The 26,835-nt window shown below is 66.4% G+C and carries 27 protein-coding genes and 1 pseudogene; 21 read left to right on the top strand and 7 right to left on the bottom strand.

Going from position 1 to position 26,835, the window contains the following annotated elements:
* The first annotated feature begins 31 nt into the window (after positions 1–31).
* The 5 genes from ACR652_RS26400 to ACR652_RS26380 all read left to right on the top strand — a co-directional run bounded on the left by ACR652_RS26400 (position 32) and on the right by ACR652_RS26380 (position 3,641).
* A complete protein-coding gene (locus ACR652_RS26400; RefSeq protein WP_434509455.1) occupies positions 32–583 on the top strand; it encodes an SRPBCC family protein in 552 nt (183 codons plus the stop codon).
* 23 nt (positions 584–606) lie between these two features.
* On the top strand, positions 607–1,155 hold the full coding sequence (locus ACR652_RS26395) for an SRPBCC family protein (RefSeq protein WP_434509454.1): 549 nt from the start codon (positions 607–609) through the stop codon (positions 1,153–1,155).
* Between the two features lie 56 nt (positions 1,156–1,211).
* A complete protein-coding gene (locus ACR652_RS26390; RefSeq protein WP_434509453.1) occupies positions 1,212–2,219 on the top strand; it encodes a YncE family protein in 1,008 nt (335 codons plus the stop codon).
* Between the two features lie 92 nt (positions 2,220–2,311).
* On the top strand, positions 2,312–2,719 hold the full coding sequence (locus ACR652_RS26385; RefSeq protein WP_434509452.1) for an NADH:ubiquinone oxidoreductase subunit NDUFA12: 408 nt from the start codon (positions 2,312–2,314) through the stop codon (positions 2,717–2,719).
* A 145-nt stretch (positions 2,720–2,864) separates the two neighbouring features.
* Positions 2,865–3,641 (top strand): DUF2155 domain-containing protein, encoded by a 777-nt coding sequence (locus ACR652_RS26380; RefSeq protein WP_434509451.1) that lies wholly within the window; start codon positions 2,865–2,867, stop codon positions 3,639–3,641.
* A gap of 144 nt (positions 3,642–3,785) precedes the next feature.
* On the opposite strand, the gene aat is transcribed toward ACR652_RS26380, so the two are convergent.
* Complete coding sequence (gene aat / locus ACR652_RS26375; RefSeq protein WP_434509450.1) at positions 3,786–4,454, bottom strand: leucyl/phenylalanyl-tRNA--protein transferase; 669 nt, start codon at positions 4,452–4,454, stop codon at positions 3,786–3,788.
* Between the two features lie 287 nt (positions 4,455–4,741).
* Between aat and ACR652_RS26370 the strand changes: the two genes are divergently transcribed.
* Positions 4,742–5,896: a hypothetical protein gene (locus ACR652_RS26370; RefSeq protein WP_434509449.1), complete on the top strand. Its 1,155-nt coding sequence runs from the start codon at positions 4,742–4,744 to the stop codon at positions 5,894–5,896.
* A gap of 195 nt (positions 5,897–6,091) precedes the next feature.
* Here the strand turns inward: ACR652_RS26370 and accC are convergent, their stop codons facing one another.
* From accC to lptG, 6 genes are all read right to left on the bottom strand, one after another.
* Positions 6,092–7,450: an acetyl-CoA carboxylase biotin carboxylase subunit gene (accC, locus tag ACR652_RS26365; protein WP_434509448.1), complete on the bottom strand. Its 1,359-nt coding sequence runs from the start codon at positions 7,448–7,450 to the stop codon at positions 6,092–6,094.
* 9 nt (positions 7,451–7,459) lie between these two features.
* Entirely contained in the window at positions 7,460–8,074 is a 615-nt protein-coding gene (gene accB / locus ACR652_RS26360; protein ID WP_434509447.1) for an acetyl-CoA carboxylase biotin carboxyl carrier protein, read from the bottom strand.
* A gap of 19 nt (positions 8,075–8,093) precedes the next feature.
* A complete protein-coding gene (gene aroQ, locus ACR652_RS26355) occupies positions 8,094–8,525 on the bottom strand; it encodes a type II 3-dehydroquinate dehydratase (protein WP_434509446.1) in 432 nt (143 codons plus the stop codon).
* A 137-nt stretch (positions 8,526–8,662) separates the two neighbouring features.
* A complete protein-coding gene (locus ACR652_RS26350; RefSeq protein ID WP_434509445.1) occupies positions 8,663–9,460 on the bottom strand; it encodes a DsbA family protein in 798 nt (265 codons plus the stop codon).
* Positions 9,461–9,553: 93 nt separating this feature from the next.
* A complete protein-coding gene (locus ACR652_RS26345; RefSeq protein WP_434509444.1) occupies positions 9,554–12,172 on the bottom strand; it encodes an LPS-assembly protein LptD in 2,619 nt (872 codons plus the stop codon).
* Positions 12,172–13,257: an LPS export ABC transporter permease LptG gene (lptG, locus tag ACR652_RS26340; RefSeq protein ID WP_434509443.1), complete on the bottom strand. Its 1,086-nt coding sequence runs from the start codon at positions 13,255–13,257 to the stop codon at positions 12,172–12,174. The genes ACR652_RS26345 and lptG overlap by 1 nt, the downstream gene beginning before the upstream one ends.
* Before the next feature lie 351 nt (positions 13,258–13,608).
* On the opposite strand from lptG, the gene ACR652_RS26335 reads away from it, so the two are divergent.
* The 15 genes and pseudogenes from ACR652_RS26335 to ACR652_RS26265 form a co-directional block, all read left to right on the top strand.
* On the top strand, positions 13,609–15,153 hold the full coding sequence (locus ACR652_RS26335) for a leucyl aminopeptidase (protein ID WP_434509442.1): 1,545 nt from the start codon (positions 13,609–13,611) through the stop codon (positions 15,151–15,153).
* An 87-nt stretch (positions 15,154–15,240) separates the two neighbouring features.
* The gene (gene surE / locus ACR652_RS26330; protein ID WP_434509441.1) at positions 15,241–16,014 is read left to right on the top strand and encodes a 5'/3'-nucleotidase SurE; all 774 of its coding nucleotides are present in this window, start codon (positions 15,241–15,243) and stop codon (positions 16,012–16,014) included.
* Positions 16,011–16,691, top strand: coding sequence for a protein-L-isoaspartate O-methyltransferase family protein (locus ACR652_RS26325; protein ID WP_434509440.1), 681 nt, complete (start codon positions 16,011–16,013; stop codon positions 16,689–16,691). Before surE ends, ACR652_RS26325 begins: the two co-directional genes overlap by 4 nt.
* A gap of 201 nt (positions 16,692–16,892) precedes the next feature.
* Positions 16,893–18,290, top strand: a complete 1,398-nt coding sequence (locus ACR652_RS26320) for a peptidoglycan DD-metalloendopeptidase family protein (RefSeq protein WP_434509439.1) — start codon at positions 16,893–16,895, stop codon at positions 18,288–18,290.
* Between the two features lie 255 nt (positions 18,291–18,545).
* Positions 18,546–18,956 carry a DUF4383 domain-containing protein gene (locus tag ACR652_RS26315; RefSeq protein WP_434509438.1) on the top strand — a complete coding sequence of 137 codons (411 nt, stop codon included), beginning with the start codon at positions 18,546–18,548 and terminating at the stop codon, positions 18,954–18,956.
* Between the two features lie 62 nt (positions 18,957–19,018).
* Complete coding sequence (locus ACR652_RS26310) at positions 19,019–19,330, top strand: BON domain-containing protein (RefSeq protein WP_434509437.1); 312 nt, start codon at positions 19,019–19,021, stop codon at positions 19,328–19,330.
* Between the two features lie 108 nt (positions 19,331–19,438).
* Positions 19,439–19,924 (top strand): DNA polymerase III subunit chi, encoded by a 486-nt coding sequence (locus ACR652_RS26305; RefSeq protein WP_434509436.1) that lies wholly within the window; start codon positions 19,439–19,441, stop codon positions 19,922–19,924.
* Entirely contained in the window at positions 19,921–20,625 is a 705-nt protein-coding gene (locus ACR652_RS26300; protein ID WP_434509435.1) for a class I SAM-dependent methyltransferase, read from the top strand. Before ACR652_RS26305 ends, ACR652_RS26300 begins: the two co-directional genes overlap by 4 nt.
* Positions 20,622–21,662, top strand: a complete 1,041-nt coding sequence (locus tag ACR652_RS26295) for an ABC transporter ATP-binding protein (protein WP_434509434.1) — start codon at positions 20,622–20,624, stop codon at positions 21,660–21,662. The genes ACR652_RS26300 and ACR652_RS26295 overlap by 4 nt, the downstream gene beginning before the upstream one ends.
* Positions 21,659–22,573 (top strand): ABC transporter permease, encoded by a 915-nt coding sequence (locus ACR652_RS26290; protein WP_434509433.1) that lies wholly within the window; start codon positions 21,659–21,661, stop codon positions 22,571–22,573. Before ACR652_RS26295 ends, ACR652_RS26290 begins: the two co-directional genes overlap by 4 nt.
* On the top strand, positions 22,570–23,361 hold the full coding sequence (locus ACR652_RS26285) for an ABC transporter permease (RefSeq protein ID WP_434509432.1): 792 nt from the start codon (positions 22,570–22,572) through the stop codon (positions 23,359–23,361). The genes ACR652_RS26290 and ACR652_RS26285 overlap by 4 nt, the downstream gene beginning before the upstream one ends.
* A 29-nt stretch (positions 23,362–23,390) precedes the next feature.
* Positions 23,391–23,939, top strand: a complete 549-nt coding sequence (locus ACR652_RS26280) for a CDP-alcohol phosphatidyltransferase family protein (protein WP_434509431.1) — start codon at positions 23,391–23,393, stop codon at positions 23,937–23,939.
* Between the two features lie 3 nt (positions 23,940–23,942).
* Complete coding sequence (locus ACR652_RS26275) at positions 23,943–25,184, top strand: AI-2E family transporter (RefSeq protein ID WP_434509430.1); 1,242 nt, start codon at positions 23,943–23,945, stop codon at positions 25,182–25,184.
* A 3-nt stretch (positions 25,185–25,187) separates the two neighbouring features.
* Positions 25,188–25,892 (top strand): hypothetical protein, encoded by a 705-nt coding sequence (locus tag ACR652_RS26270; RefSeq protein WP_434509429.1) that lies wholly within the window; start codon positions 25,188–25,190, stop codon positions 25,890–25,892.
* 70 nt (positions 25,893–25,962) lie between these two features.
* Positions 25,963–26,835, top strand: a pseudogene (locus ACR652_RS26265) (RNA degradosome polyphosphate kinase); the annotation flags it as partial.

Raw genomic sequence — 26,835 nt, 5'->3', positions numbered from 1 at the left:
CGGCACGATAAGAGGTTCAGGAGATTTTCCCATGTCCTTTGTGATTGCGCGCCGCGCTGTCGTCGTAGCGGCCCTGTCGCTCGTTTCCGCCGGGTTCGCGTCGGCCCCGGCCTTCGCGCATGGTCCCTCGCGCCAGAAGGTCGTCGAAAAGATCGAGATCGACGCGCCGGCCGACAAGGTGTGGGCCATCGTCGGCAATTTCCAGGACATGAGCTGGCTCCCCGGCGTGACCAAGACCGAGGGAACGGGCGGCAATGACGTCGGCGCCAAGCGGACGCTGACCCTCAAGGACGGCGGCAAGATCGAGGAATCGGTCACGAAATACGACGCGGCCGGCAAGTCGATCGCCTACAAGATCGACAATGTCGACGTGAAGGTGCTGCCGGTGAACAATTACGCCGCCACCATCACGGTGAAGGACGCCGGCGGCAAGAGCGAAGTCGAATGGAAGGGCGCCTTTTATCGCGGTTTCATGAACAACGACCCGCCGCCGGAACTCTCCGACGAAGCGGCGCTGAAGGCCGTCACCGATATCTACAAGGCCGGCCTCGCCTCACTCAAGGCCAAGGCCGAAGGCAAGTAATCCAGCCGCAGGGGGGAAAGGTCATGGCCGTTCTGGCGCGCCGCGCCTTTCTCCTTGCCGCTGTCGCCCTTTGCGCGAGTCTGCCGCGCGCCGCCTGCGCCGCTCATGCGGCGTCGGTGCTCAAGGCCGTCGAGGAGGGCGCCATCGACGCGCCGCCCGAAAAGGTCTGGGCGATCCTGAGCGACTTCGCCCATGCCGACTGGTTGCCGGGCGTCGCGCGCGTCGAGGCCGAGGGCGACAATACGCCCGACAAGGCGATCCGCCGCCTGTTCATGGCCGATGGCGGCGTCGTCACCGAGACGCTGACCCGCTGGGACGCTGAAAAAAGGATGGTGGGCGTGCATCGCGAGCGCGATGACGTGAAGCGTCTGCCGGCGGTGAACGTCACCACGATCGCGACCCTGCGTCCCGCGGAGGGCGGGAAGACGGTCGTGGAATGGAAAGCCCGCTTCTATCGCGGCTTCCCCAATCCAAATCCCCCGCCGGAGCTCAACGACGACGTCGCCATCGCCGCCGTGACGGCGTTGCTGAAGGCGAATATCGCCGCGCTGAAGGCAAAGGCGACGCCCTGATTCCCTCTCCCCGCTTGCGGGGAGAGGGTTAGGGTGAGGGGCAAGGAGATACACGAATGTTTCCACATCTTCCCGCCATCGCCACGCGCGGCCTTGCCCCTCGCCCCAGCCCTCTCCCCGTGAGCGCAGAGAGGGGGAGGGCGGCGCTGCTCGCTCTGACTCTCGTCCTCGCCGCGCCCGCGCTGGCCGACGAGGCCTATGTCACGGCCCAGAGCGCCGACGCGGTCAGCGTCGTCGACCTGACCGCCATGAAGACCGTCGCGACGCTGCCGGTCGGCGGCAAGCCTGCGGGGGTCGCGGTCAGTCCAGACGGAGCGCGGGTCTATGTGTCGAGCCCGGACGGCCAGTTCGTATCTGTCATCGACGCCCGTGCACGCGCGGTTGTCAGGAAAATCCCACTCAAGGGCGCGCCTCTGGGCCTCGCCGTGTCGCCGGACGGCAAGCGGCTCTACGCGACGCTCGCCTATGACCGGCTGCTGGTCGAGATCGATCCGGAGAGCGGTCCGACGCGCGAAGTCGCCGTGGGCGCCATGGCCTCCGGCGTGGCCGCCACGCCGGACGGCAAGACCCTGCTTGTCGCCGACCGTGACGACAATGCGGTCTCCTTCGTCGACGCGGCGACCTTCGTGCGGGTGGCGACGGTTCCCGTCGGCAAGCATCCCTTCGGCGTGACCATCGACTCCGTGGGGGCGCGCGCCTACACGGCCAATGTGGAATCGGACGACGTCAGCGTGATCGACCTCGCCCGGCGCCAGGTGATCGGATCGATGAAAACCGCGAGCCGCCCCTATACGGTGGCGCTGGCGTCGGGCCGCATTTTCGTGGCGGACCAACACGCCGACGCGGTCAGCGTGTTCGACGCCGCAAGCCTCGCCCCGGCGGGAGAGGTCAAGGTGGGGGAATATCCGGAGGGAATCGCCGCGAGCTCCGACGGCGCCCGGGTCTATGTCGCCAACTGGTTCTCCAACGAACTCTGGGCCATTGACGCCAGAACCCTGCAGGTGACCGGAAAGGCGGAGACCGGCGACGGACCCCGCGCGTTTGGGTCCTTCATCTCCAGATAGACTGGACTTCGCCGCCCGGCGACGCCATAAGGGGCGCAACGACGCCGACGGGCCGGCGCGTCGCGCGCCGCAAGCAAGAGGCCGATCACTGCATGTCCTACATCGTCCGTTTCTTCACCTGGTGGAACAAGGCGACCCTCTCCACGGGGTTGTGGACCATCCTTTATGGCGAGCGCGTGGGGACCGACGAGTTCGGCAATGTCTATTACCGCCGCCGCGGCGGGAAGAAGGACAAGGCGCTCGGCGTCGAACGCCGCTGGGTCATCTTCAACGGCTATTGCGAAGGCTCGGCCGTTCCGCAGGGCTGGTATGGCTGGCTGCACCACACGGTGGACACCCCTCCGACGCAGGAAAACTACGTCCGAAGGGAGTGGGAGTTGCCGCATCAGCCCAACATGACCGGCACGCCGCTGGCCTACCGCCCCCCGGGCTCGCAGCTTTCGACCGGCGAGCGCACGCCCACCGGCGGCGATTACGTGGCCTGGCGTCCGGAGGGTTGATCCTCCGGAGCGCTTTCCGCCCAGGCAGGCGCCGGTCCGGCGAGGGAAAGCGCGAGATTGTCCGCGTCCATGGAAAGGCCTTTCTTCTTTGATTTACAGTCGCCAGTCCTTTCCTCTGGCCGCCCTGGCGCGGCGTGGTGAGTCAATGGTCCTTTCGCTTCGTTACGGTCTGGCGCTCGGCGCCTGTGCGGCGGCGCTCTCCGGCGCCGCTTTCGCCGAGCCCATCCGCCATCCGACCGCCGTCTTCGCCGGGCTCGACAAGACGACCGGCCGCATCATCAACTTCGACGTCGCCATCGACGAGACGGTGCAGTTCGGCTCGCTCAACGTGACGCCGCGCGTCTGCAACACGCGCCCCCAGACCGAGGCGCCGCAGACGACGAGCTTCGTCGAGGTCGACGAGACGATTCCCAAGCAGGAGCGGCAGGCCCGGCTGGAGGTCAAGGAGCAGGGCAAACCGGACGCCGCCCGGCAGGAAGCCAAGCGGATTTTCTCGGGCTGGATGTTCGCCGCGAGCCCGGGCCTGCATGGCGTCGAGCACCCGGTCTATGACGTGTGGCTGATCGACTGCAAGGGCGGCAAGGAAGCCGCCCCCGTGGCCGCCGCGGCGCCCGCCCAGCCGGCGGCCCACGCCGCAGCCTCGGCCCCGGCCCCGGCGGACGCCGCCGTAGCGCCCGACAGCGGCAAGAAGAAGAAATCCCGCAAGGTCGAGCCGAAGGCGCCGACGCCTGTGGAGAACGCTCCGATCGGCCCGGCGGATTCCGCGCCGCCGCAGCCCGCCGTCGAAGCCGCGCCCGCGCCGGCGGACGCCGCAACGGGCGACGCCGCGCAACCCGCGCCGGGCCGGAAAAAGAAGCGCCGCGCCGCGCCCGTCGCGCCGCCGGCGGAACCGCAGGGCGGAGGCGGATTCTTCCCGTTCTGATAGAGGTTTCGGGTGGGTTGACCCCCTCCCCAACCCTTCCCCGCTGCGCGGGAGAGGGGGCAGATGCGGGCCTTCATCGAGCGCGCTGATCGTGAGCGTCCGCTCTCCCGTGAAACGGGGGAGGGACAGGGACGGGGCGTCGGCCTAATCCTCCAGCGCCTCCAGCGCCTGACGGCCGCTCACCTGCGCGTCCCGGTCCCAGACAAAATAGTTCGCCTGGACCACCAGCGCCTCCTCGAGCAAGCGATGGTAGGCTTCACGCGAAATCTCGATCGCGCCCAGCGTGGCGAGGTGGCTTGTCATGAACTGTGTGTCGAGCAACTGGAAACCGCCCGCCCGCAGCCGCGCGACGAGATGGGTCAGCGCGACCTTGGAGGCGTCGCGCTCGCGATGGAACATGCTCTCGCCGAAAAAGGCGCCGCGCAGCGCCACGCCATAGAGGCCGCCAACCAGCCGTCCGTCGCGGCGGCATTCGACCGTATGGGCGAAGCCCATGTCGAACAGCTCACGATAGAGGCGGCGGATTTCGGTGTTGATCCAGGTTTTTTCCCGCTCCGGCGCCGGGGCGGCGCAGGCGTCGATGACGGCGTCGAAGTCGCGGTCGACCGTCACCTCGAAGCGGTCGGACCGCACCGTCTTGGCCAGAGACCGCGAGACGATGAACGTCTCCAGCGGAAAAATCGCGCGCTTTTCCGGATCGACCCAGAACAACTGGTCGTCCTCCGCGCTCTCCGCCATGGGAAAGAGCCCGATGGAGTAGGCCCGCAGCAGGAGATGCGGCGTGATGGCGTAAGGGGCGCCCGGACGAGACATAAGGGCAGAATAGCGCAGGAGCGCAATTTGGCGAGCGTTTAGACGCCTGAGGGATGCCGCTTCTCCGTTCGTGGCGCCGCTCCCAAAAACCGAATCACGATCCGGTCTGGTTCGAATATTTGGCTTCATCGCCGATTCCGGGAAAAGGGGGCCTGCGGCTTTTCGCCCGAGCGCGCGCTTTGCCGTTTATAGTTAAGTTTAAGAAGCGTTGGGGACGACAAGGGAGCGGGTTCGCGAGTTACGAATCCGCCGATCGTTTTTTGACGTGCAATAATCGAAGTGAGGATATGATGAAGACGATTTTCAAAGCTGCGGCAATCGCCGCAACCTTATGCGTCGCAGCGGCGGACGGCGCCGGCGCCGCCCAGACGAGTATAGGCACAGTCTCCGTCCCCAGCGGCTATTCGATCACGGGGTGGTCGGATGACACGTTCATCACAACATCCGAGTGCCCCGGGAAGGACCCCAGTTACGCGCCACTCGTCCTGTATTTCCTGGGAAACGAGGGCATGCTCGATGTTCCGGATCTCACGGCCGACGCCAACAAGACATTGCGGGGCCAGGTTGACAATTTAGGCAAACGCCTGGGCCAGCTTTGCGTCCGAATGATTACCATTGTCGGCAATTCTCACTATCTGACCGGCGTCAGTAGCACGGCGACGCCGGAGGGGCGCCTCTCTTTCGGCGCCCAAAACGTTCACGATGTGATTGACAAGATTTTGAATTTTTACAAACGCACGGATAAAACACTTCCAAGATATGCCTATCTCGGCGGAAGCGCCGGCGCCCTGTTTGGCGCCAAGATGATCGACATATATCCGCTGGTTGACACTGATCCAGTTCTCGCAAATTTGGCGCGTGCGCTTCTGGTTGCCGGACCCGCTGGCGGCAACGCGTATGAGTCTTGCACGCACTCGACGCAAGGCAGCTTGGTCCGGCAGGTCTCGTCTTCCCTCTTCGACAAACGTTGCGATGGCGTGACTCAACCCGCTAACTCCAATCATCTCACCACGCCCTGGGCGAATGAGGCGATCATGTCAGACAAGACGACGAATGTTGCATACTTCGTCAATAAGACCGACAACTTCAACAAGTTCGTAAATTCGGGCAGGCCAATCAACATTGCGGTTGGGACCGCGGATGATATTTTTGGGCCCTCCAGCTCGACGGTCTGGACAGGGCCACAATATATCACCGCCTTCCTGAAATCCGTAAATCTAGCGACAGACCTAACGACTTCCTGCACAACGCCGGCTTATAACGCCGCTCTTGGAAGCGAGAAATGTTCGTACTTTCCGCTCAACGGAGCTACGCATTCCAACATCTGGGATCAGACAAATCCGAACTTCATGTTCGGCCTCTGTCAATTGATCGCCTACACCCGGTATCCCAATCCATATTGGACGCAGGCGACCCGCGACGCAAAGTGCACGACTCCGTAAGGCCTGTTGCACGGCGGGGCTTCGGTCCCGCCGGGTGGCTGGAGAAGGCTCCCGTTCTTTGGAGCCTTCTCTTTTTTGCCCTTCGTGTCCGGGGAGGATGCGCTTCGTAGGCTAGCGGTCTCGCCGCGCCCTCAGGACAAGGGCGCATCTGCGTGCGCTCATCCCTCCCCTTTACGGGGAGGTCGGCGGCAGATGTCAAAACCCCGGCTCGATCCCGCCCGTGGCCAGGAAATGCTCCAGCCAGTGGATGTCATAGACGCCGTTCTGCACGTCGGCGTTGCGGACCAGCGTGCGGAACAGCGGCAGGGTCGTGTCGATGCCGTCGACGATGAATTCGTCCAGCGTCCGCCGCAGGCGCATCAGCGCCTCCGTCCGGTTGCGGCCGTGCACGATCAGCTTGCCGATGAGCGAGTCGTAATTCGGCGGGATCGAATAGCCCTGGTAAACCGCCGAATCCACGCGCACGCCGACGCCGCCGGGCGGGTGGTAATAGGCGATGCGGCCCGGCGAGGGACGGAAGGTCGTGGGGTGCTCGGCGTTGACGCGACATTCGATGGCGTGGCCGTAGAACACCACGTCTTCCTGCTTCATCGACAGCGGCGACCCGGCGGCCACGCGAATCTGCTCACACACCAGATCGACTCCGGTGATGGCTTCCGTGACCGGGTGCTCCACCTGAATGCGCGTGTTCATTTCGATGAAATAGAACTCGCCGTTCTCGTAGAGAAATTCGATCGTGCCCGCGCCGGAATATTGCAGTTCGCGCATCGCCTTGGCGCAGACCTCGCCGGTCTCGCGGCGCTGCGTGTCATTGAGCGCCGGGGAGGGGCTTTCCTCGAACACCTTCTGGTGGCGGCGCTGGAGCGAACAGTCGCGCTCGCCCAGATGGATCGCCGCGCCCCTGCCGTCGCCGAACACCTGGAACTCGATATGCCGCGGCTTTTCGAGATATTTCTCGATATAGACCGTGTCGTCGCCGAAGGCCGCCTTCGCCTCGGTGCGGGCGGTGGCCATGGCCACGCCCAGATCGGCCGCGTCGCGCGCCACCTTCATGCCGCGCCCACCGCCGCCGGACGCCGCCTTCACCAGAACCGGGAAGCCGATTTTCTGGGCGACCTTGAGCGCCTCCTTTTCCCCCAGCACCGGCCCGTCTGAGCCGGGAACGCAGGGGATGCCGAGCCGCTTGGCCGTGGCCTTGGCTTCGATCTTGTCGCCCATCAGCCGGATGTGTTCGGACTTCGGGCCGATGAAGGTGATGTTGTGCTCTTCGAGGATCTCGGCGAAGCGCGCGTTCTCGGAGAGAAAGCCGTAACCCGGATGCACGGCGTCGGCGCCGGTGATCTCGCAGGCGGAGAGCAGCGCGGGGATGTTGAGGTAGGAGTCGCGCGCGGCCGGCGGGCCGATGCAGACCGACTCGTCGGCGAGCTTCACATGCATCGCGTCCGCGTCCGCCGTGGAATGCACGGCGACGGTCGAGATGCCCAGCTCTTTCGCCGCCCGCAGGATGCGCAGGGCGATTTCGCCTCGATTGGCGATGAGGATCTTGTCGAACATCCGCGACCCTTATTCGATCACGAGGAGAGGTTCGCCATATTCAACCGGCTGTCCGTCCTCGACCATGATGGCGGTCACGACGCCCGACTTCGGCGCGACGATGTCGTTGAAGGTCTTCATCGCCTCGATCAGCAGCAGCTTGTCGCCGGCCGAAACCCGCGCGCCAATCTCGACGAACGGCTTGGCGTCGGGATTTGGCCGCAGATAGGCGGTGCCGACCATCGGAGATTTCACGGCGCCCGGATGATCGGCGGGCGATTCCTCGATGACCGGCGCGGCGGGCGCCGGTCTCGACGCGGCGAGGGCGGGCGCGTGGGCCGCGAGCGGCGCCGGGGCATAGGCCGGCGCGACGGGCGGCGCGGCGATGGTCACCGTCGTGGGAAGGGCGGGCGCGGGGGTGCGGGCGGCGCGAATGCGCAGATCGCCCTTGGAGACCTCGAACTCGGTCAGATCGCTGGCGGCGACGAGTTCCGCGATGGTGCGCAGCAGCGCCGGGTCGATCAGCGGCGCCGCGGCGCTCGCCGGGGAGCCATTGCCGTCGGACTCGGCGACGACCGCGGTGCGGGGCTTGGCCGAGGGGCGGCCGCGCGTGGGTTTGGAAGGCGTGTTTGCTTTGCGCGCCATGGCGTTTCTCAGGTCTTTCTCAGATGCTGGCGAGAATGGCCTCGAGGGCCAGAAAATACGAAAGGGGGCCAAAGCCCGCGATGATTCCCCGCGCCGCGGGAGAAACATAGGAGTGGTGGCGGAAGCTCTCCCGCGCATGGATGTTGGAGAGATGGACTTCGATCACCGACGCCTCGGCGCCCTTGATCGCGTCATAGAGCGCGATGGAGGTATGGGTCAGGGCGCCGGGGTTGAGAATGACCGGCGCGCCGGCGGCGCCGGCCTCCTGAATCCAGGTGATCACATCGCCCTCGCAGTTCGATTGCCGGAACACCAGGTCGACGCCGCGCGCCTTGCAGCGGGCGTCGAGTTCGGCGCGAATATCGTCGAGAGTCGCCGTGCCGTAGATGGCGGGTTCGCGCTTGCCCAGGAGGTTGAGATTCGGACCGTTGAGGACGTGTACGGCTGGCATTGCGTTCCTGAAAAACGACCGGGAAACCTCAAAGCGCGAGGCGCCGTCTCTCTTAGCCTCATTATGGGCTCAAAGGAAGCCCGCCGCGCGTTTCCGCGGGCGGGCTCATCGGGCGGATCATTCCGGTTTCGCGGCCGTCAGCAGGCGGTTTTGCCGCATTTGCGCACGTTGTCGATCTTGGTCTTGAGCTGCGTATAGGGCACGCCGCCGACGATCGCCTCCCTGCCGATGACCCAGGAGGGCGTTCCGTCGAATTTGAGCTGCTCGGCGAGCGTCGCGACTTCCTTCAGCGCGGCCTGGGTCTCGGCGCTGTTCGCGTCCTTCTCCAGACGGTCCATGTCGGCGCCCACTTCCTTTGCGGCGGCGACGGCCTGCGCCTTGCCGATGTGACCACGCGTCGAGAGCAGCTTCTTGTGGAACTCCCAGAACTTGTCCCGCGACAACTGCATGCGGGCGGCGGTGGCGACATGGGCGGCCTCGACCGAATCGGGGCCGAGGATCGGGAAGTCCTTCAGCACCACGCGCAGCTTGGGGTCGCCCTCGATCAGCTTGGCGACCGAGGCCAGCGACTGCTTGCAGTAGCCGCAGTTGTAATCGAAGAATTCGACGAGCGTGACGTCGCCTTCCGGATTGCCGACGACCGCCTGGTTGGCCGAATTGGTGATGGCCGATCCATTCTCGTTGACGGCCTTCTCGCGCATGGCGAGTTCCGCGGCGTCCTCCCGCTTCTTCAGCTCGTCGATCGCCTCGCGGATCACTTCGGGGTTGGCGACGAGATAGTCGTGGACGATCTTCTCGACCCCCGCCTTCTGCGGGGCCGTGAAGACGTCGGCGGCGGGCGCCGGCAGGGGCGCCGCGACAGCGACGCCCGCGGCGACGCCCGCGAGCGCAAGCGCCCGCCGGGCGGCGGCGACCGGGATGAGGGGAAGGCGCATTATTTTCTCCTTGATGCGCGTGAAATTGCGTGACGCGCTTCTATCAGACGTCCGGGCGCCTGTCATTGACGCCCGCCGATTGGCGGCGACGCGTCAATGAATGGCGGAGCTGGCGCCGATGCTGCCCGTGTTCACGCTGCCCGCGCCCATGCCTGTGGGGTTGCGCACGCCGTCGTTCACGAGCGTCGAGCCGAGGCCGTAGTTGAAGCGCGCTTCGCCCAGCGTGCGGAACTGCACGGAGAGCATGACGGCCTGATTACGCGCCGGCAGGCCCGTATTCGCCTGCGGCTGGTAGAGCTGTGAATAGTTGATCGCGACCGTGGTGCATTCGTCGTGGTAGCCGATCCCCGCGCCGAGCGCCGCCACCGAGAAGACCGGCGCCGTGCCGGTCAGATTGGTGCCGGTGTAGGTTGAGAACAGCACCGGATTCGCGGTCAGGCCATTGTAGAGATAACGGCTCATGTCGAAGGTCACCGAGCCGCTCAGGAAGTAATTCTTGGTGATGTCGTAACGGCCGCTCGCCCAGAGACCCTGGCGCCGCACGTCGAAGCCGATGGCCGGCTGCGAGGCGTAATTGGCGTATTGGAACTGAAGCGTCAGCGGATCGAATTTGAAGGTCGAGACCAGATCGATGCGCTTCGCGACCATGTTGTCCTTGTCGAACCGTCCCTTCGCGATGAAGCTGACGCGAGATGTCGGCGCGAAGGCGAAGCGTCCGACGATGTCCGAGACGCGTGAATCCAGACCGGAGTTCAGGCCCACATTGGCGGCGTCGGCAGTGGAATAGGGGTTGGCGCCCGCGAGCTGGCTGGACTGGCCGACCATGGCGTTGACGAAGCCGCCATTGGCGAAGGACATCGTCGCCTGACCGCCGTAATTGAGGCGCGTGCCGGTCTCGAAGCGGTCATAGCCCGAGAATTTGCTCCACTCGAACAGGGTCGAGTCGTCGAAGACGAGGCTCTGCGCGTCCATGTTGACGAGCGAGGGGATCGACGTCGCGTTGGGACGCGCGACGATCTGCACGATCGGCTCGACCACGACGCCGCCCAGCGGCGTGTGGGCCAGGATCGGGTAGCGCCATTCGGCGCCCATCCCCGGCAGCGCCTGGCCGCGGAATCGCTGATCCTGCCCGTCGAAGAACAGGCCCTGATTGCCGTTCGGAATCGGCTGCCAGAAGCTGTTGTAGATCGGATATTGGCCCTGGCGGTCGAAATCGAGATAACTGCCGACGAAGCGCGAGAAGGCGAACGCCGTCCACACGCCGCCGACCGGGTCGATCACCTTGCGCTTCCAGGCGCCGCTCAGAGTCGCGTGCTGATAATCGCCGCCGACGCCGCGCAGCAGGCACTGGCTGTTCGCCGGAATGGTGCTGCGCTGGTAGAGCTGGCAGACATTGTAGAGGCCGTAGATCGAGTCGAGCGTGCGCGGATTGATCGACTCGTACATCGCGACCGCCGCGGAGGTGCTGGTCACATTGCCGTCGACCTCGACCTGACCGCCGATCCCGGCGGTCTTCGCCGGATCGATGTCGAAGACGCGGTTGTAATCCAGAACCGGATGCACGACCGCCTGCTGCGCCTGCACGTCGCTGGGCGAGAGAACCTGGAAATAATAGCCGCGCAGGTCGAAATAGCTGCGCGGTCCCTGGCCGGTCAGGAAGATCGTCGAGGACGATTCACGGAAGTAGTAGTTCTGCAGCAGGTAATTGTACTGCTTGTAGTCCTGCAGGTAGAAGCGGTCCGACAGGGCGGTGATGTCCCAGCCGGCCCGCCACCGGTCGTTGAGCCAGAAGTCGCCCGTCGTTTGCAGGGCGCCGCGCCAGCGGCGATCGCCGGCGCCATAGGGCGCCGGGGCGAAGGCGCCCGGATTGCCGACATGCGTGCCCTCGGCGCGGAACGTCATCACGCCGTTCTCGAAGCGCTTGCGGAACTCGCCCGTGAGATAGGGGCCCTGCCGCGAGAAATAGGTGGGCGTGATCGTGAGATCGGTATCGGGCGCGATGTTCAGGAAGTAGGGGACGCCGACCCCGGCGCCCAGCGCCTGGCGGAAGCTGAGCACCGGCGTGAGAAAGCCGGATTTGCGCCGCACGGTCGGGTCCGCCGAGGACCAGAACGGCACATAGGCGATCGGAACCCCGAGAAGATCGAAGGTCGCGTCCTCGTAATAGATGGTCTTTTCGGCGTTGTCGTGAATGATCCGCTTGGCTTTCAACTGCCAGGTGCGCGGCTTCGACGGGTCGTCCTTACAGGCGTCGCAGGCCGTGTAGGAGCCCATGTCGAAGGTCGTGATGTCCTCCGCGCGCTCGGCCCGCGGCGCGCTGAAATGGGTGTCGTTGGCGGCGTCGACCTGGAGGCTCTCGATGAAGCCGTTCCGGAAGTCGTCCGTCAGATCGAACCGGTCCGCGCGCGCGACCGTGCCGTCCCGCTCGGTGAGCTGGGCGTGGCCCTCCGCGTAAACGCGCGAGGTGTTGCGGTCATAGACGACCCGATCGGCCTCCAGCAGCCGGCCCTTGTAGAGGATCTGGACCTGGCCCTGCGCGGTGACGATGTTCTTCTTCTCGTCGTAAACCATCTCCTTGGCTTCGACGACCATGCGCGCGCCGGGGTCCTGCGGCGCGACGCCCGTCGACGCGGCGAGGACGGAGGAGCCGCCGAACAGAACGGCGGCGCTCGACATCAGCGCTGAGATGAAGCGGAGGCGGCGATCCCGCATCAGCCGTCCTCCGAATAGAGCAGAGTAAGCGTGCCCAACATGCTCCCGACAAGCGCAGGCGACCAGGCGGCCACAAGGGGACTGATCATGCCCGCGCCACCGAGATCTGAAAGGACTTTCGTAACGATGTAGAGCACGAAGCCAGCCACGACGCCACCGGAAAGGGTTTTGGCGACCCCGCCGAATCGAAAGAACCTTAACGAAAAGCTAGCAGACACCAGCACCATCGCGATGAGCAGCAGCGGCCGCGCCAGAAGCGTCTGGAATTGCAGCCTGTATTCGGTCGCGTCGAGGCCCGCTTCGGCGGTGCGTTCGGCGACGCCGGGCAGATCCCAGAATGGCGTGCCCTGGGCCGGCGTCGCGGCGGCGGCGGCCTGCTCGGGCGTCATGTCCGTGGCGAGCAGATAGGAGCCGACCCGCCGCGCCGGCTCGCCGGGCGCGCTGACCATGGCTTCCTCGAGAACCCAGACTCCGGGCTCCAGATGCGCCTTGTCGGCTTCGATGCGCTCGACGAAGGCGCCGCTTGGCGCATAGACGTTGACGCTGACGCCGGCCAGAGTGGTTCCGGCGTTGACGGCCTGCATGGCGTGGAGCACCGCCGCCCCGTCGACTCCATGCTGGCGCAGCCAGACGCCGTGATCGACCCGCACGCTGCCAGGCCGGCCGAACAGCTCGAACTCCATCTGGTCGGAGCGCAGCTTCATCTCGGCGGAGAGCGGATTGTAGATCGTCACCGATACCAGGCCGATCACCAGCGCCGTGAGCGCCGCCGGCATGATGAACTGCCACACGGACATGCCCGCCGCGCGCGCCACGATCAGCTCCAGCTTGCGGGTGAGATCGACGAAGGTCGCCATGGAGCCGAAAAGGACCGCGAAGGGAAGAATCATCTCGGCCGCCGCCGGCACCTTCATCGCGGTCATCAGCGCCACCACGCCCGCCCCGGCCGCCGGATTGTCGCTCGCGCGACGGAGCATCTCGACGAAGACGACGACGAAGGTGAGGCAGAAGATCGTGAAGAAGATGGCGAGAATCGTGCGCATGAAGCGCATGGCGAAATAGCGGGTTATCGTCACGCCGATCATGGCCGCGCTCCGGCGGCGGGACAGGCCGGACCGAGCGGCGCGCAGCTTCGCCTCATCGTCGCCATCGGCCTCCGGCTGTCCCTTTCCAAGATGACTCGCGAACGCCGCACTTCAGCATTCCTTAAGGAATGGCTAGACGTTTGCGGCGGTCCAGGCAAGCGGCCGATGACCGGCGGAGCCGCAGTCAAGGCATTCAATTTTCAAGCGTTGCTTTTGGGCAACGCTGGCATATATCCGGCCGATTCCGGCGATTTGGGGGCGCGAATTGACCCGCGCCCTTGGCCGGGATATTGCGCGCCCAATGTCCCTATAGCGCGGCCAGTCGCCGGGCCGCCCCACACGAGGCTCTTCATGTCGCTCAACGCCAAATTCGAGGTTCTGTCCTTCGACGACGCCGAAGCCGCGCTCGGCGCGCCGGAGGACGCCGCCCGGCCGCGCACGCTCGTCGTCTTCGCCGGGAAGGAGCTCGCGCTGGGCGCGCGCGCCAAGGCGGTGGTCAAGGACGCGCAGGGCCAGATCGAGCGCGCCGCCGCGGCCGCCAAATTCAAGGGCAAGGCCGGTTCGTCTCTGGAGATTTTGGCGCCGGCCGGTCTGGCCGTGAGCCGGCTGCTGGTCATCGGCGTCGGGGCCGGCGGCTCCGACGAGGCCGACAAGCCCGTGAAGTTCGAGGACTATCTCGGCCTTGGCGGCCAGACCGCGGCCAAGATCGGGACGGGCGCGTCGGCGATCGTGCTGCTGGACCTGCCGGAGGCGCCCGCCGAACCGGCCGAGGCGGCGGCGCAGTTCGCGCTCGGCGGCTGGCTGCGCGCCTATAAGTTCGACCAGTACAAGACGAAAAAGAAGGACGACGAGAAGGACGGGCCGATCGAGGTCAAGCTTGCCGTCGCCGATGCGGACAGCGCCCGCGCCCTCGTCTCGGGGGCCGGCCAGACGGCCGAGGCGGTCGTTCTCGCCCGCACGCTCGTCAATGAACCGGCCAATGTGCTGTCGCCGGCCGAATTCGCCCGCCGCGCCTCCGAACTGATGAAGCTCGGCGTCGAAGTCGAGATTCTCGACGAAAAGGCGATGGCCGAGCTTGGCATGCGCGCGTTGCTGGGCGTCGGGCAGGGGTCCGAGAACGAGAGCCGGCTCGTCGTGCTGCGCTGGAACGGCGGCGCGCCCGACGCCGCGCCGATCGCGTTCGTCGGCAAGGGCGTGGTGTTCGACACCGGCGGCATCTCGATCAAGCCCTCGGCCTCCATGGAGGACATGAAGGGCGACATGGCCGGCGCCGCCGCCGTGACGGGCGCGCTCTACGCCATTGCGGCGCGCAAGGCCAAGGCCAATGTCGTGGGCGTGCTGGGCCTGGTGGAAAACATGCCGGACGGCAAGGCACAGCGTCCCGGCGACATCGTCAGGTCCATGTCGGGCCAGACGATCGAGGTGATCAACACCGACGCGGAAGGTCGTCTGGTCCTCGCCGACGCGCTGACCTATGTGATCGAGAAGCACAAGCCGGCGGCGATCGTCGATCTGGCGACGCTGACAGGCGCGATCCTCGTGGCGCTCGGCCAGGAGTATGGCGGCCTGTTCTCCAACAACGACGAACTCTCCGAGCGCCTCACCAAAGCGGGAACCGCGACCGGCGAGAAGCTGTGGCGATTCCCGATGGGGCCGGCCTACGACAAGCTCGTCGACTCGAAATTCGCGGATATGAAGAACACCGGCGGGCGCCACGCGGGGTCCATCACCGCCGCGCAATTCCTGCAACGCTTCGTCGGCAAGACCCCGTGGGCGCATCTCGACATCGCCGGCACGGGCATGGGCTCGCCAGCGAGCGACATCAATCAGAGCTGGGGCTCCGGTTGGGGCGTCCGCCTGCTGGATCGTCTGGTGAAGGACAATTACGAAGCCTAGTCAGCATCGGGCGGCCGGGCGTAAGTCATCCCTCCCCGCGAAGGGGAGGGGCGGGGTTGTGTCGGTCGCCCGGAGAGAGCCGTCTGCATGCGCATTCTGATCACCAATGACGACGGAATTCACGCCCCGGGCCTCGCTGTGGCCGAAAAGATCGCTCGGGCGTTCACCGATGACGTGTTCGTCATCGCGCCCGAGTTCGAGCAGTCCGGCGTCGCACACTCGTTGTCCCTCAACGACCCCCTGCGCCTGCGCGAAATCTCGCCGCGTCATTTCGCGGTGAAAGGCACGCCGACCGACTGCGTGATCATGGGCGTCCGCAAGATCATGCTCAACCACCCGCCGGACCTTGTGATCTCCGGCGTCAACAGCGGTCAGAACATTGCGGAGGACGTCACCTATTCCGGCACCATCGCCGGCGCCATGGAGGCGACGATTCTCGGCATCCCCGCCATCGCTTTGTCGCAGGTCTATGATTTCTTCGCCGGGCGTCGCACGATTCACTGGGAATGCGCGGAGGCGCATGGCGTGGCCATCGTGCGCCGGCTGCTCGAGGCGGGCATCCCCCGCAATGTGCTCATGAACGTGAATTTTCCGAATTGCCTGCCTGATGAGGTCAAGGGGATCGCCGTGACGATGCAGGGGCGGCGCAGCAACGATCTGATGACGATCGACGACCGCAAGGACGGTCGCGGCAACGCCTATCACTGGATTTCCTTTCAGCGCGGGAATTTCACGCCGGGACCGGGAAGCGATCTCCTCGCCATCGACGAGAAGAAGATTTCCATCACGCCGCTGCAACTCGATCTCACCGATCATCCCACCGTGACGCGGCTCGCGGCTGTCTTCGAGGATCATCCGTGACCGAGCCGGTCGAGGTGAGCGCCGCCGCCGAGGAGCGCGCCGCGCTGCTCCTCGCGATGCGCCGGGCGGGCGTGCGGGACATCGCCGTGATGCGCGCCTTCGAGGCCGTTCCGCGCGAGGCTTTCGCGCCCTTCAGATTCCGCGATCTCGCCAATCACAACATGTCGCTGCCGCTCCCCTGCGGGCAGACCATGGCCCGCCCCTCCGGTCTCGCGCGCCGCATCGAGGCGCTGCGGATCGGCCGCGGCCATCGCGTGCTGGAGGTCGGGACCGGCTCCGGCTATGGGACCGCCATTCTTGCGAGGCTGGCGCGCGAGGTGGTGACGCTCGAACGGTTCTCGACGCTCGCGATCGAGGCGGCGCGGCGGCTGGCGGGGCTCGGCGTCGACAATGCCGTCGTGCGCCACGCCGACGGGCTCGCCCCCGACCCGGATCTCGGCGATTTCGACCGCATCATTCTCCATGCCGCTCTGGAGGAGGCGCCCGGCGCGCTGACGCGGCGGCTCGCGCCGGGCGGCGCGCTCGTTTACGTTTCGAGCGAGAAAAAGGCGGGTGAGAAGCGTCCGCGACAACGCTTGATTAAGCTTGATTTGACGGAAAGCGGCGAGCTGCGGGAGACCAATCTCGGCCCGGACAGCCTTGGCTTTGCGGCCATGGGCCTCGCCAAGGCGCTGTAATCGTTGATTGCCGGGACGCGCAAGTTTTTCATCGAAGCGAAGAAGGCGGATTCATCTTAAACGGCTCCTTAACTCCCCGTCGCGTAGAACCGAGTTCGTTGTCGGTGCGTGCGAGTGGGTCGCGTCATGTTTACTCAGCGTCAGATTGCTTTTTCGCGGGTCGCGGTGCGACTTATGATGGCTGCCGGAGCGGCGGCGCTCATGGCGGGTTGTTCGGACGCCTCGCGCTTTTCCGATCCCTTCTCCGATCCATTCTCTTCAGGGTCGGCGACCAAGGTCGCCAGACGCGGGGTGGATCGTGCGCCAACCGGCTCGATCGCCGCGCCGGCGGATGGCGGGGAGGCGGCTCCGGCCCCCTTGCCGGGTCGCGTCGAGTCGCGACCGCTTCCGGCCACGAACGCGCCTGTCGCCTCGGCCCAGCCGCAGCCCCAGCCCACGGCGCCCCGCGCCGCGACGCCGGTGGCGTCCGCCCCGGCGTCCGGCGGCGCCGGCCTCTCGCACTGGACCTCTGACGGCGGCACGCCCGTCACCGTCGGCCCCGGCGAAACCGCGACCATGCTCGCCACCCGTTACGGCGTTCCCCCGGACGCGCTGCTGCGCGCCAATGGCTACAGCAACGCCGCGCAGGTCCAGCCGGGCGCGCGCCTGATCATCCCGGTCTATCGCGCCGGCGCCGTCGCGTCGTCGACCCCCGCCGCGCCGGCCCGGGTCGCCGCGCCGGTCGCCGCCGCGCCCGTGGCCAAGCCGGAACCGAAGGTCGCGTCCGCGTCCGAGAAGACGAAGGCGGCCGAGGACGCCAAGTCCAGGAAAGCGGAAGCGCTGACGAGGGAACAGGACGCCAAGCGCGCCAAGAAGGCGGAAGCCGACAAGGCGGCCGAGGAGGCGCGCGTCGCCGCCGCGACCAAGGCGGTTGATCCCAAAAAGCTCGCCGAGGCGAAGCAGGCGGACGCAAAGGCCGCCAAAGCCGAGGCCAAATCCAAGGCCGATATGACGGCCAAGGCCGACGCCGCAAAGGCGGAAAAGCAGGCTAAGGCCGACGCCGCCAAGGCTGAAAAGCTGGCCAAGGCCGAAGAGGCCGCGCCGGTGGCGAAAACCGAGAAGCCGGCGAAGACCGCCGCCGCGGAGAAGCCTGCCGAACCGGCGCGCAGCGTCGAGAAGACGACGGCGGCCGCGAGCCCGGCTCCGGCGCAGGCGGAGGAGGCGACCAAGGTTTCGACCAGCGACCCGGATCGTCCGGAATTCCGCTGGCCGGCGAAGGGCCGCATCATTCAGGGCTTCTCGTCCGGCGGCAACGACGGCATCAACATCGCCGTGCCGGAGGGCACGCCGGTGAAGGCCGCGGAAGGCGGGCAGGTGGCCTATGCCGGCAGCGAGCTGAAGGGCTATGGCAATCTCGTTCTGATCCGCCACCCCAACGGCTTCGTCACGGCCTATGCCCATAATGGCGAGCTGGAGGTGAAACGCGGCGACACGGTCAAGCGCGGCCAGACGATCGCCAAATCCGGCCAGAGCGGCAACGTCGGCTCGCCGCAGCTCCACTTCGAGCTGCGCAAGGGAGCCACCCCTGTCGATCCGACGAGCTATCTCGCCGGTCTCTGAACACATCGCGCGAAATTCTCCGGCGTTCGCGAGACACTTACGCTGTGAGATGCAGGGCGGCGGGTCCCAGGAAAGGCCCGCCGCCTGTTATTTTGAAGGTCTTCGCGCGGCTTCGCCCAAGCACCTGAAATTTATTTGAAAACCCTTCGCTGCGTCCCACCTGTAGGCGTTGTGGACGCAAGGGGATTGCGCGCGCGTCCCCTCATGATCGGCCCCGCGCAGGGGGCCGGAGCGCAGCAGCGAAAGGAACCTCCCATGGAACGCAGCTATGCCGTCAGGGGCTGGAACGCCGACGCCATCGCGAAAACCCTTGGCGTGATCTTCATCATTGTCGGCATTCTCGGCTTCATCCCGAACCCGCTGATCTCCTATCGCGGCCTGTTCGAGGTCAACACCTTCCACAACATCGTGCACATTGTGACGGGCGGCATTCTGCTCGCCAGCCCCTATTACAATGCGCCGGTGATCACCCTGCGGGTCCTCGGCGTGATCTACGCCATCATCACCATCTTCGGCTTCATCTCGCTCAATTCGCTGGCGGCGATGGGCATGGCGGCCAATCACCCCGACAACTGGCTCCATCTGATTCTGGCGATCATCATGCTGTGGGCGGGCTTTGCCCTGATGACGGAGGACACCGACCGGGTGACGACCGCGCATATGTAGACGAGCGAAACAACCATGCGCCGCGCGTCCCTCGACCGCGGCGCATGCGTCAGGAGGACCCCATGAGCGCGTTGCTACATGATGTGACGACAGCCCTGCGGGAGGCCTTGCAGGAAAGCGGAGTCGACGTCTCGCGCGTGCTGATGGAAGTCCATGGCGAGGAGGTCGTGATAAAGGGCGCCGTCAACAGCGCGGAGGAGATGGGGCAGGCCGAGCAGGTGGTGAAGCGGCTGTCGCGCCGCGCGCGCATCCGCTGTGAGCTCGAGGTTGCGCTCATCTATGAGGCGGGCGAGGACGCGGTCTATGAGGCCGGCGTCGAATCCTTCCCGGCCAGCGATCCGCCGGCCTGGGCGTCCGGCTTCGGGCGTCTCTGAGAATTTCCGCCAGCGCCTCACGGCCCTTGTGACCCGCTCGCCCAGGGTCTTGCGCGCCGGCGAGAGATTGGCCATCAAAGGCTTCGCCGCCGTTCGGAGGGCGCGCCGATGGTCGAAATCTCCTTTTTTCACCTCAAGACACGCAGCGTCGAGGATGCGCTTCCGACTCTTCTGGAGCGCTCGCTGTCGCGCGGGTGGCGTGTCGCCGTGCAGGCGGCGACGGAGGCGCGGTTGCGCGCCCTCGACGACCATCTCTGGCGGTACAGGCCGGAGAGCTTCCTCCCTCATGGCACAAAGGCCGATCCCGCGCCCGAAACGCAGCCGATTTATCTGACCACCACTGACGAGAATCCCAACGCCGCCGATGTTCGCATCTTTGTCGAAGGCGTCGACATGGCGCCGCTGCTCGCGGGACATGCGGCCCCGCGTCTGCGCGCCGTGCTGCTGTTCAACGGCGAAGACCCCGACGAATTGCTGAACGCCCGCGCGCAATGGAAGGCGTTGCGCGACGCCGGGGAGACGCTTGTCTATCAGCAGCAGGACGAGTCGGGGCGCTGGGTCGAAAAGGCGCGCGAACCGAAGGCTCCATCATGACCGACGCTGATTTTCCCGCTCGTCGCGCCCGTGCGCGGGAGCGGCTCGACGCCATCGATCCGCACAAGCGCCCCGGCGGCGCGGAGGCCGACCCGCATCGGCGCGAATGGTTCGAGGCGGTCTATGATCTGGCCGACGAGGATCCGGCGGGCGTGCCCTGGGCCGGCCTCGCGCCGCATCCCCTGCTTCTGGAATGGCTCGCGAGCCGGTCGCTCGCCGGCCTGCGCGCGCTCGACGTCGGCTGCGGTCTCGGCGACAACGCCGAGGCGCTCGCGGCGGCGGGCGCGGCGGTGACCGCTTTCGACCTCGTTCCGCGCGCCGTCCACTGGGCGCAGCGGCGCTTTCCGCAGAGCGCCGTGACCTGGCGCGCCGCCGATCTCTTCCACGCGCCGCCGGAATGGCGCGGCGCCTTCGACCTCGTGCACGAGCTGTACACCCTTCAGGCGTTGCCCGACACGCTGCTCGCCGATGCCGCGCGCGCGCTGGCGTCGTTCGTGGCGCCGGGCGGCGCGCTGCTCGTCATTTCCCGCGCCCGTGATGAGGCGCAGAGGATCGACGGCCCGCCCTGGCCGCTGACGCGGGCGCAGATCGAGGCGCTGGCGGTCGACGGCCTGCGGCTCGAAACGCTGGAAGACGTTCCCGCGAGCGACAGCCTGGTGCGCCATTGGCGCGCCCTGTTGCGCCGGGAGGGCGGCAGGTGAGCGCGCCGCTACTCTCGGTCGTCGAGGCGCGCAAACGCTATGGCGCGGTCTCCGCGCTGGACGGCGTCTCCCTCGACGTGGCGGCGGGGGAGTTCTTCGCGCTGCTCGGCCCGTCGGGCTGCGGGAAGACGACGCTGATGCGCTGCATCGCCGGTTTCGAGACGCCCGACAGCGGGCGCGTGACGCTCAATGGCGCCGATCTTTCCGGCGTGCCGCCCTACCGGCGGCCGGTCAACATGATGTTCCAGTCCTATGCGCTGTTCCCGCATCTGAACGTCTTCGAGAATGTCGCCTTCGGCCTGCGCCGCAAGGGCGAGGCCAGGGACGCCATCCAGTCGCGCGTCGCCGAGCTTCTGGAGATGACGCAGCTGTCCGCCTTCGCGACGCGGCGCGTCAACGAGCTGTCGGGCGGCCAGCGCCAGCGCGTCGCGCTCGCCCGCGCCCTGGCGCCGCGGCCCGCGCTGCTGTTGCTCGACGAGCCGCTCGGCGCGCTCGATCGCAAGCTGCGGGAAGAGACGCAGTTCCAACTGAAGGAAATCCAGCGCAAGACGCGCACGAGCTTCGTCATCGTCACCCATGATCAGGACGAGGCGCTGGCGCTCGCCGACCGCATCGCGGTCATGCGCGCCGGCAGAGTGGAACAGATCGCCTCGCCGGTCGACATCTATGAACGGCCGGCCACGCGTTTCGTGGCGGATTTCGTCGGCGAGACCAATTTCATCGCCGGCCGCGTGCGGGAGGGCGCGCTCGAGACGGCCTTTGGTCTGCTGCCGCGCGCGGTCTGCGATCTGCCCGACGGCGCGCGCGCGACGCTGAGCGTCCGGCCCGAGCGCATTGGCGTGTCGCGCGCGGGCGGAGGAATCGCGGGGCGTGTCGAGGACTTCGTTTTTCGCGGCGAATATACGCTGCTGCGTGTCCGCGTGGCGCCGGATGTGGCGCTGCGCGTCGGCTCTTATGACGAGCGTTTCTCAATTGGCGACGATGTGCGGCTGACCATCGCGCCCGACGCCGGCGCGCTGTTTGCGGAGGGCGCATGAGCGCGCCGCGCCGGCTTTCGCTCGGCCAGCGGCTGACGCTGGCGATCCCCTATGTGTGGATCGCCGCCTTCTTCCTGGCGCCGATGCTGCTGATCGCGAAAATCTCGCTGTCGCATTCGGTGCTGGCGCGGCCGCCCTACGAGCCGCGCTTCCTGCCGTCCGACTCGCTTGCGCAGATGTGGGCGAAGGCGCAGACGCTGACGTTTGAAAACTACCGCGCGCTCGTCGTCGACAGCCTCTACTTCGACTCCTACGTCAATTCGCTGTGGATCGCGGCGGTCTCGACGCTCTTCACATTGCTCGTCGCCTATCCCTTCGCACTGGCCATGGCGCGTAGTCCGATACGATGGCGTCCCTTTCTCATCGGACTCGCCGCCGCGCCCTTCTGGACGAGCTTCCTGATCCGCGTCTACGCCTGGATCGCGCTGCTGAAGGACGAGGGGCTCATCAACAATGCGCTGATGGCGCTCGGGCTGATCGACGCGCCGCTTCAGATGTTCGCGACCAATGGCGCGGTCGTTGTCGGGATCGTCTATTCCTATCTGCCCTTCATGTTGCTGCCGATCTACGCCGCGCTCGAAGGGCAGGACCCGAGCCTCCGAGAAGCCGCCGCCGATCTGGGCGCGTCGCCGTTCGAGGTCTTTCTGCGCGTGACGCTGCCGCTGTCGCGTGACGGCGTCATCGCGGGGGCGCTGCTGGTCTTCATTCCGGCGGTCGGCGAATTCGTCATCCCCGATCTCCTCGGCGGTTCCGACTCGCTGATGATCGGCCGCACGATGTGGAATGATTTCTTCGCCAATCACGACTGGCCGTCCGCTTCGGCCGTCGCCATTGCGCTGGTTTCCATTCTGCTGGTTCCGCTCCTGTTGTGGGAGCGGGCGCGGCTGCGGGACGAGGAGGGGCGCCGGTGAGCCGCTCCGCCAATATGCTGCGTCTGCTGACGCTGGCCGTGGGCTTTGTCTTCCTCTACGCGCCCATCGTCATACTGGCGACGATGAGCTTCAACGCCTCGCGGCTCGTCTCCGTCTGGGGCGGCTTCTCGATCAAATGGTATGCGGCGCTGCTCGAAAATGGTCTGCTGATCGAATCCGCCAAAATCAGCCTCGCCGCCGCTCTTCTCTCCGGCGCCGTCGCCACCGTTCTCGGCCTGCTGGCGGCGGTGGCGCTGGCGCGTTTCGGTAGCTTCCGCTCGCGCATGCTCTTCTTCGGCGCGGTCCACGCGCCGCTCGTGCTTCCAGAGGTGGTGCTCGGCCTCGCGCTGCTGTCCTGTTTCGTGGCGCTCGGCGTCGGTCGCGGCTTTGCGACGCTGGTCATCGGCCATGTGACGCTCACCATGTGCTTCACCACGGTCGCGCTACTCTCCGCGTTGCGCGGCTGCGATCCCTCGCTGGAGGAAGCGGCGATGGACCTCGGCGCCACGCCGCTGCAAGCCTTCGTCCTTGTCGCCCTGCCGCAGATGGCGCCGGCGCTGGCAAGCGCGTTCATGCTGGCCTTCACGCTGTCGCTCGACGATCTCGTCATCGCGAGCTTCGCCACGGGGCCGGGCGCCACGACCCTGCCGATGCGCATCTATTCGCAGGTGAGGCTCGGGGTTTCGCCGCAGATCAACGCCATTTCGACGATTTTGCTGGGCTTCGTGGCGCTGGCGCTGGGCCTGTCCGCGCTCGCCATGCAGACGGGCAGGCGCCGGGGATTGTGAAAGGGCCGGGGGTGCGCCAGATAGCCTGCATGGCCTCCCGCTGGTTCGCCTCCCTGCCGAATTTCATCACGATCGCCAGGCTTCTGCTCACGCCTGTCGCGATTGTCATGGTGTCCGAGGAAAACTGGCGGACGGCGTTCTTCATCTTCGTCCTGGCGGGGGTGTCCGACGCCGTCGACGGTTGGCTGGCGAAAACCTTCAGCCTTCAGTCGGAGCTTGGCGCGGTGCTCGATCCGCTGGCGGACAAGGCGCTGATCATCTCCATCTTCGTGACGCTCGCGATCATGGGGCAGGCGCCCGTCTGGCTGGCGATCCTCATCGTCTCCCGCGACGCCCTGATTGTCGGCGGCGTCAGCGTGTCCTGGTTCCTCGGGCGGCCGATGAAGGTGCGGCCACATGTGGCCTCCAAGATCACGACCGCCGCGCAGCTCGCGCTCGCGGCCGTCATTCTCGGCGGAGCGGCCTTCGGTTTTCGGTTGACGATGATCGAAACGCTGCTGATCGCGAGCGTCGCCGCATTGACCATCATCTCCGCAACCGTCTATCTGTTGCTCTGGGTCCAGCATATGAGGCCTTGAGCAATGGCGAAGCAGCAGCACACCGCCGCTCCCTCGGGCGGAGCGGCGCGACACGCCGTGGATTTGTCCTCAGCCGCCGCGAAGGCGGCGCCCGCGCTTCAGCCGCGCGTGGTCACGGTGAAATGGGCCGGCCTCAGCCTCGAGCGGCAGCTCATGCTCTGGGGGCTGACGATCGCGCTGCTCGCGGCCGCGCTCTATCTGCTCAGCCCGGTGCTGGCGCCCTTCGTGGCAGGCACGGCGCTGGGCTACCTGCTCGATCCGGTCGCCGACCGGCTGCAACGCCTGGGCGCGTCGCGGCTGGGCGCCGCGTTGCTGCTGCTTTCGGTCTTCATCGCCGTTGTCGTGACGGCGCTGGTGGTGCTGCTGCCGATCCTCACCCATCAGCTTGCCGGCTTCCTCACCGCGCTGCCGGGCTATCTGCAAACGCTGCACGGCCTCGTCATCGAGTGGAGCGAGCGTTTCTCGGGGGATTTTTTCAAGGATTTCCTCGAAAAATACGGAATTGGCGTGCCGGCGGTGAACCTCGACGTCGAGAAATATTTCAACGATCTCGCCAGCCAGGGCGCGGCGCTCGTCGGCGATTTCCTGAAGTCGCTGGTCTGGCGCGGCTATGCGCTGATCAATGTCATCTCGCTGATCGTCATCACGCCGGTCGTGGCCTTCTACATGCTGCTCGACTGGGATCACATGATGCAGATCATCGACGATCTCATCCCGCCGCGCCACCGCGAAGACGTGCGCATGCTGGCCCGCGACATCGACCGCGCGCTCGCCGGTTTCGTGCGCGGGCAGTCGCTGGTGTGCCTGTTCCTGGGGGTCTGGTATGCGGTCGGCCTCTCGGCCATCGGGCTGAACTTCGGCTTTCTGATCGGTGTGATCGCGGGCTTTCTGAGCTTCATCCCTTATGTCGGTTCGCTGACGGCCTTCGTGCTCTCCATCATCATCGCCATCGTGCAGGCGTGGCCGCATGTCAATTTGCCGATAGAGGCCATCGCCATCGTCACCACGGGCCTGATCATGGACGGCTATGTCCTGTCGCCGCGCCTCGTCGGCGCCTCGGTGGGGCTGCATCCTGTGTGGATCATGTTCGCCTTGCTGGCCTTTGGCGCGCTGTTCGGCTTCACCGGCCTGATCGTCGCCGTTCCGGCCGCCGCGGCGCTCGGGGCGCTGATGCGCTTTCTCGCCAGCCGCTATCGCGCGAGCGCGCTGTATCGCGAGCAGCGCTACGCGCGCGACCGGGCCTGACCCATGGGGGAGGGCGTGCGCGCGCCCGCTCAGCTGCCGCTGGAGCTGCCGCTGGCGCCTCGTTTCGGCCGGGAGGATTTTCTCGCGGCGCCGTCCAACGCGGCCGCGCTGGCGATGGTGGAACGCTGGCCCGACTGGCCGGCCCCGATCCTGACGCTCATCGGCCCCGCCGGGAGCGGCAAGAGCCATCTGCTGGCGATTTTCGCGGAACGGGCGCGGGCGCTTCGGGCCGACGCCTCGGAGTTGCCGGCGCTCCCGGCGCTCGTCGACGCGGCTCCGGGAGCCATCGCGCTGGACGACGTCGACCGCGCGCTGGACGAGACGGCGCTGTTTCATCTTCTCAATTTCGCGGTGGAGCACCGCGTCTTCCTGCTGATGAGCGCCCGGCGGCGGGCGACCGCCGCCGATGTGACGCTCCCCGATCTTCTGTCACGCTTGCGTCGCGCGCCGGTCGTAGAAATTGGCGCCCCGGACGACGAGCTGATGCGCGCGGTGCTGGAGAAGCTTTTCCGCGATCGTCAATTGCTGGTGGAGCCTCCCGCGCTGGCCTACGCCGCCTTGCGTCTGGAGCGGTCGTTCGACGCGGCGCGCGCATTTGTCGCGGCGCTAGACCGGGAGGCGCTGGCCCAGCGGCGCCCGGTGACAAGGGCGTTGGCCGCGCAGGTTCTGGAGGCTTTCGCCGGCGCGGGGGACGCGGCGGAGGAGTGAGGCGGCGGGTGATTTCTGACGTGCCGACCGCGGGGCCGCTGTGGCATGATGGGGAAAACGGGAAAGCGGCATGACGGCCAATCTGAAAGAAAAAAGCACGCGCGGCGCGACCGGGATCGAGGTCGCCGCGATCGAGGTGATGGACCCGGCGGGAGAAATTCTGGAGCATCCGGAAGAACTCGCGGACTCTCCCCGCCGCTTCATCAACCGGGAGCTGTCCTGGCTGGAGTTCAACCGCCGCGTGCTGGAGGAGGCGTCGAACAAGAATCACCCGCTGCTCGAACAACTGCGCTTCCTGTCGATTTCGGCCAATAACCTCGATGAATTCTTCATGGTGCGCGTCGCCGGCCTGCGCGGGCAGATCCGTTCCGGCCTCACGGCGGTGTCGCAGGACGGCCTGACGCCCTCCGAACAACTCGCCAAGATCAACGAACGCGTCGTGCTCCTCACCAATGAGCAACTGCGCCGCTGGCGTGACTTGCGCCGGGAGATCGAGGACGTCGGCATTGCGATCGTCGAGCCGTCGGATGTCTCGAAGGCGGACCGCGAATGGCTGGAGGACCACTTTCTCAGCCGCATCTTCCCGGTGCTGACGCCGCTTGCCGTCGATCCCGCGCATCCGTTCCCCTTCATTCCCAATTTCGGCTTCACGCTGGGGCTCGAGCTCGTGCGCGAGGGGTCGTTGCGCACCATGCACGCTCTGATGCCGATCCCCTCGCAGCTCACGCGCTTCATCCAACTGCCTTCGGGCGGAGGGAGCGAGGGCGCGATCAGGTTCATCAGGCTCGAAACCGTGGTCGGCATTTTCGTCTCGCGCCTGTTCCCGGGCTACCGGGTCAGGAGCCAGGGCGCGTTCCGCGTGCTGCGCGACAGCGAAGTCGAGGTGCAGGAAGAGGCTGAGGATCTCGTGCGCCTGTTCGAATCGGCGCTGAAGAAGAGGCGC

The sequence above is a fragment of the Methylocystis sp. genome, from assembly GCF_051061225.1.
GTDB lineage: Bacteria > Pseudomonadota > Alphaproteobacteria > Rhizobiales > Beijerinckiaceae > Methylocystis.
The sequence above is the reverse complement of the archived record's forward strand: the minus strand, read 5'-3'. Positions and strand labels throughout refer to the sequence as shown.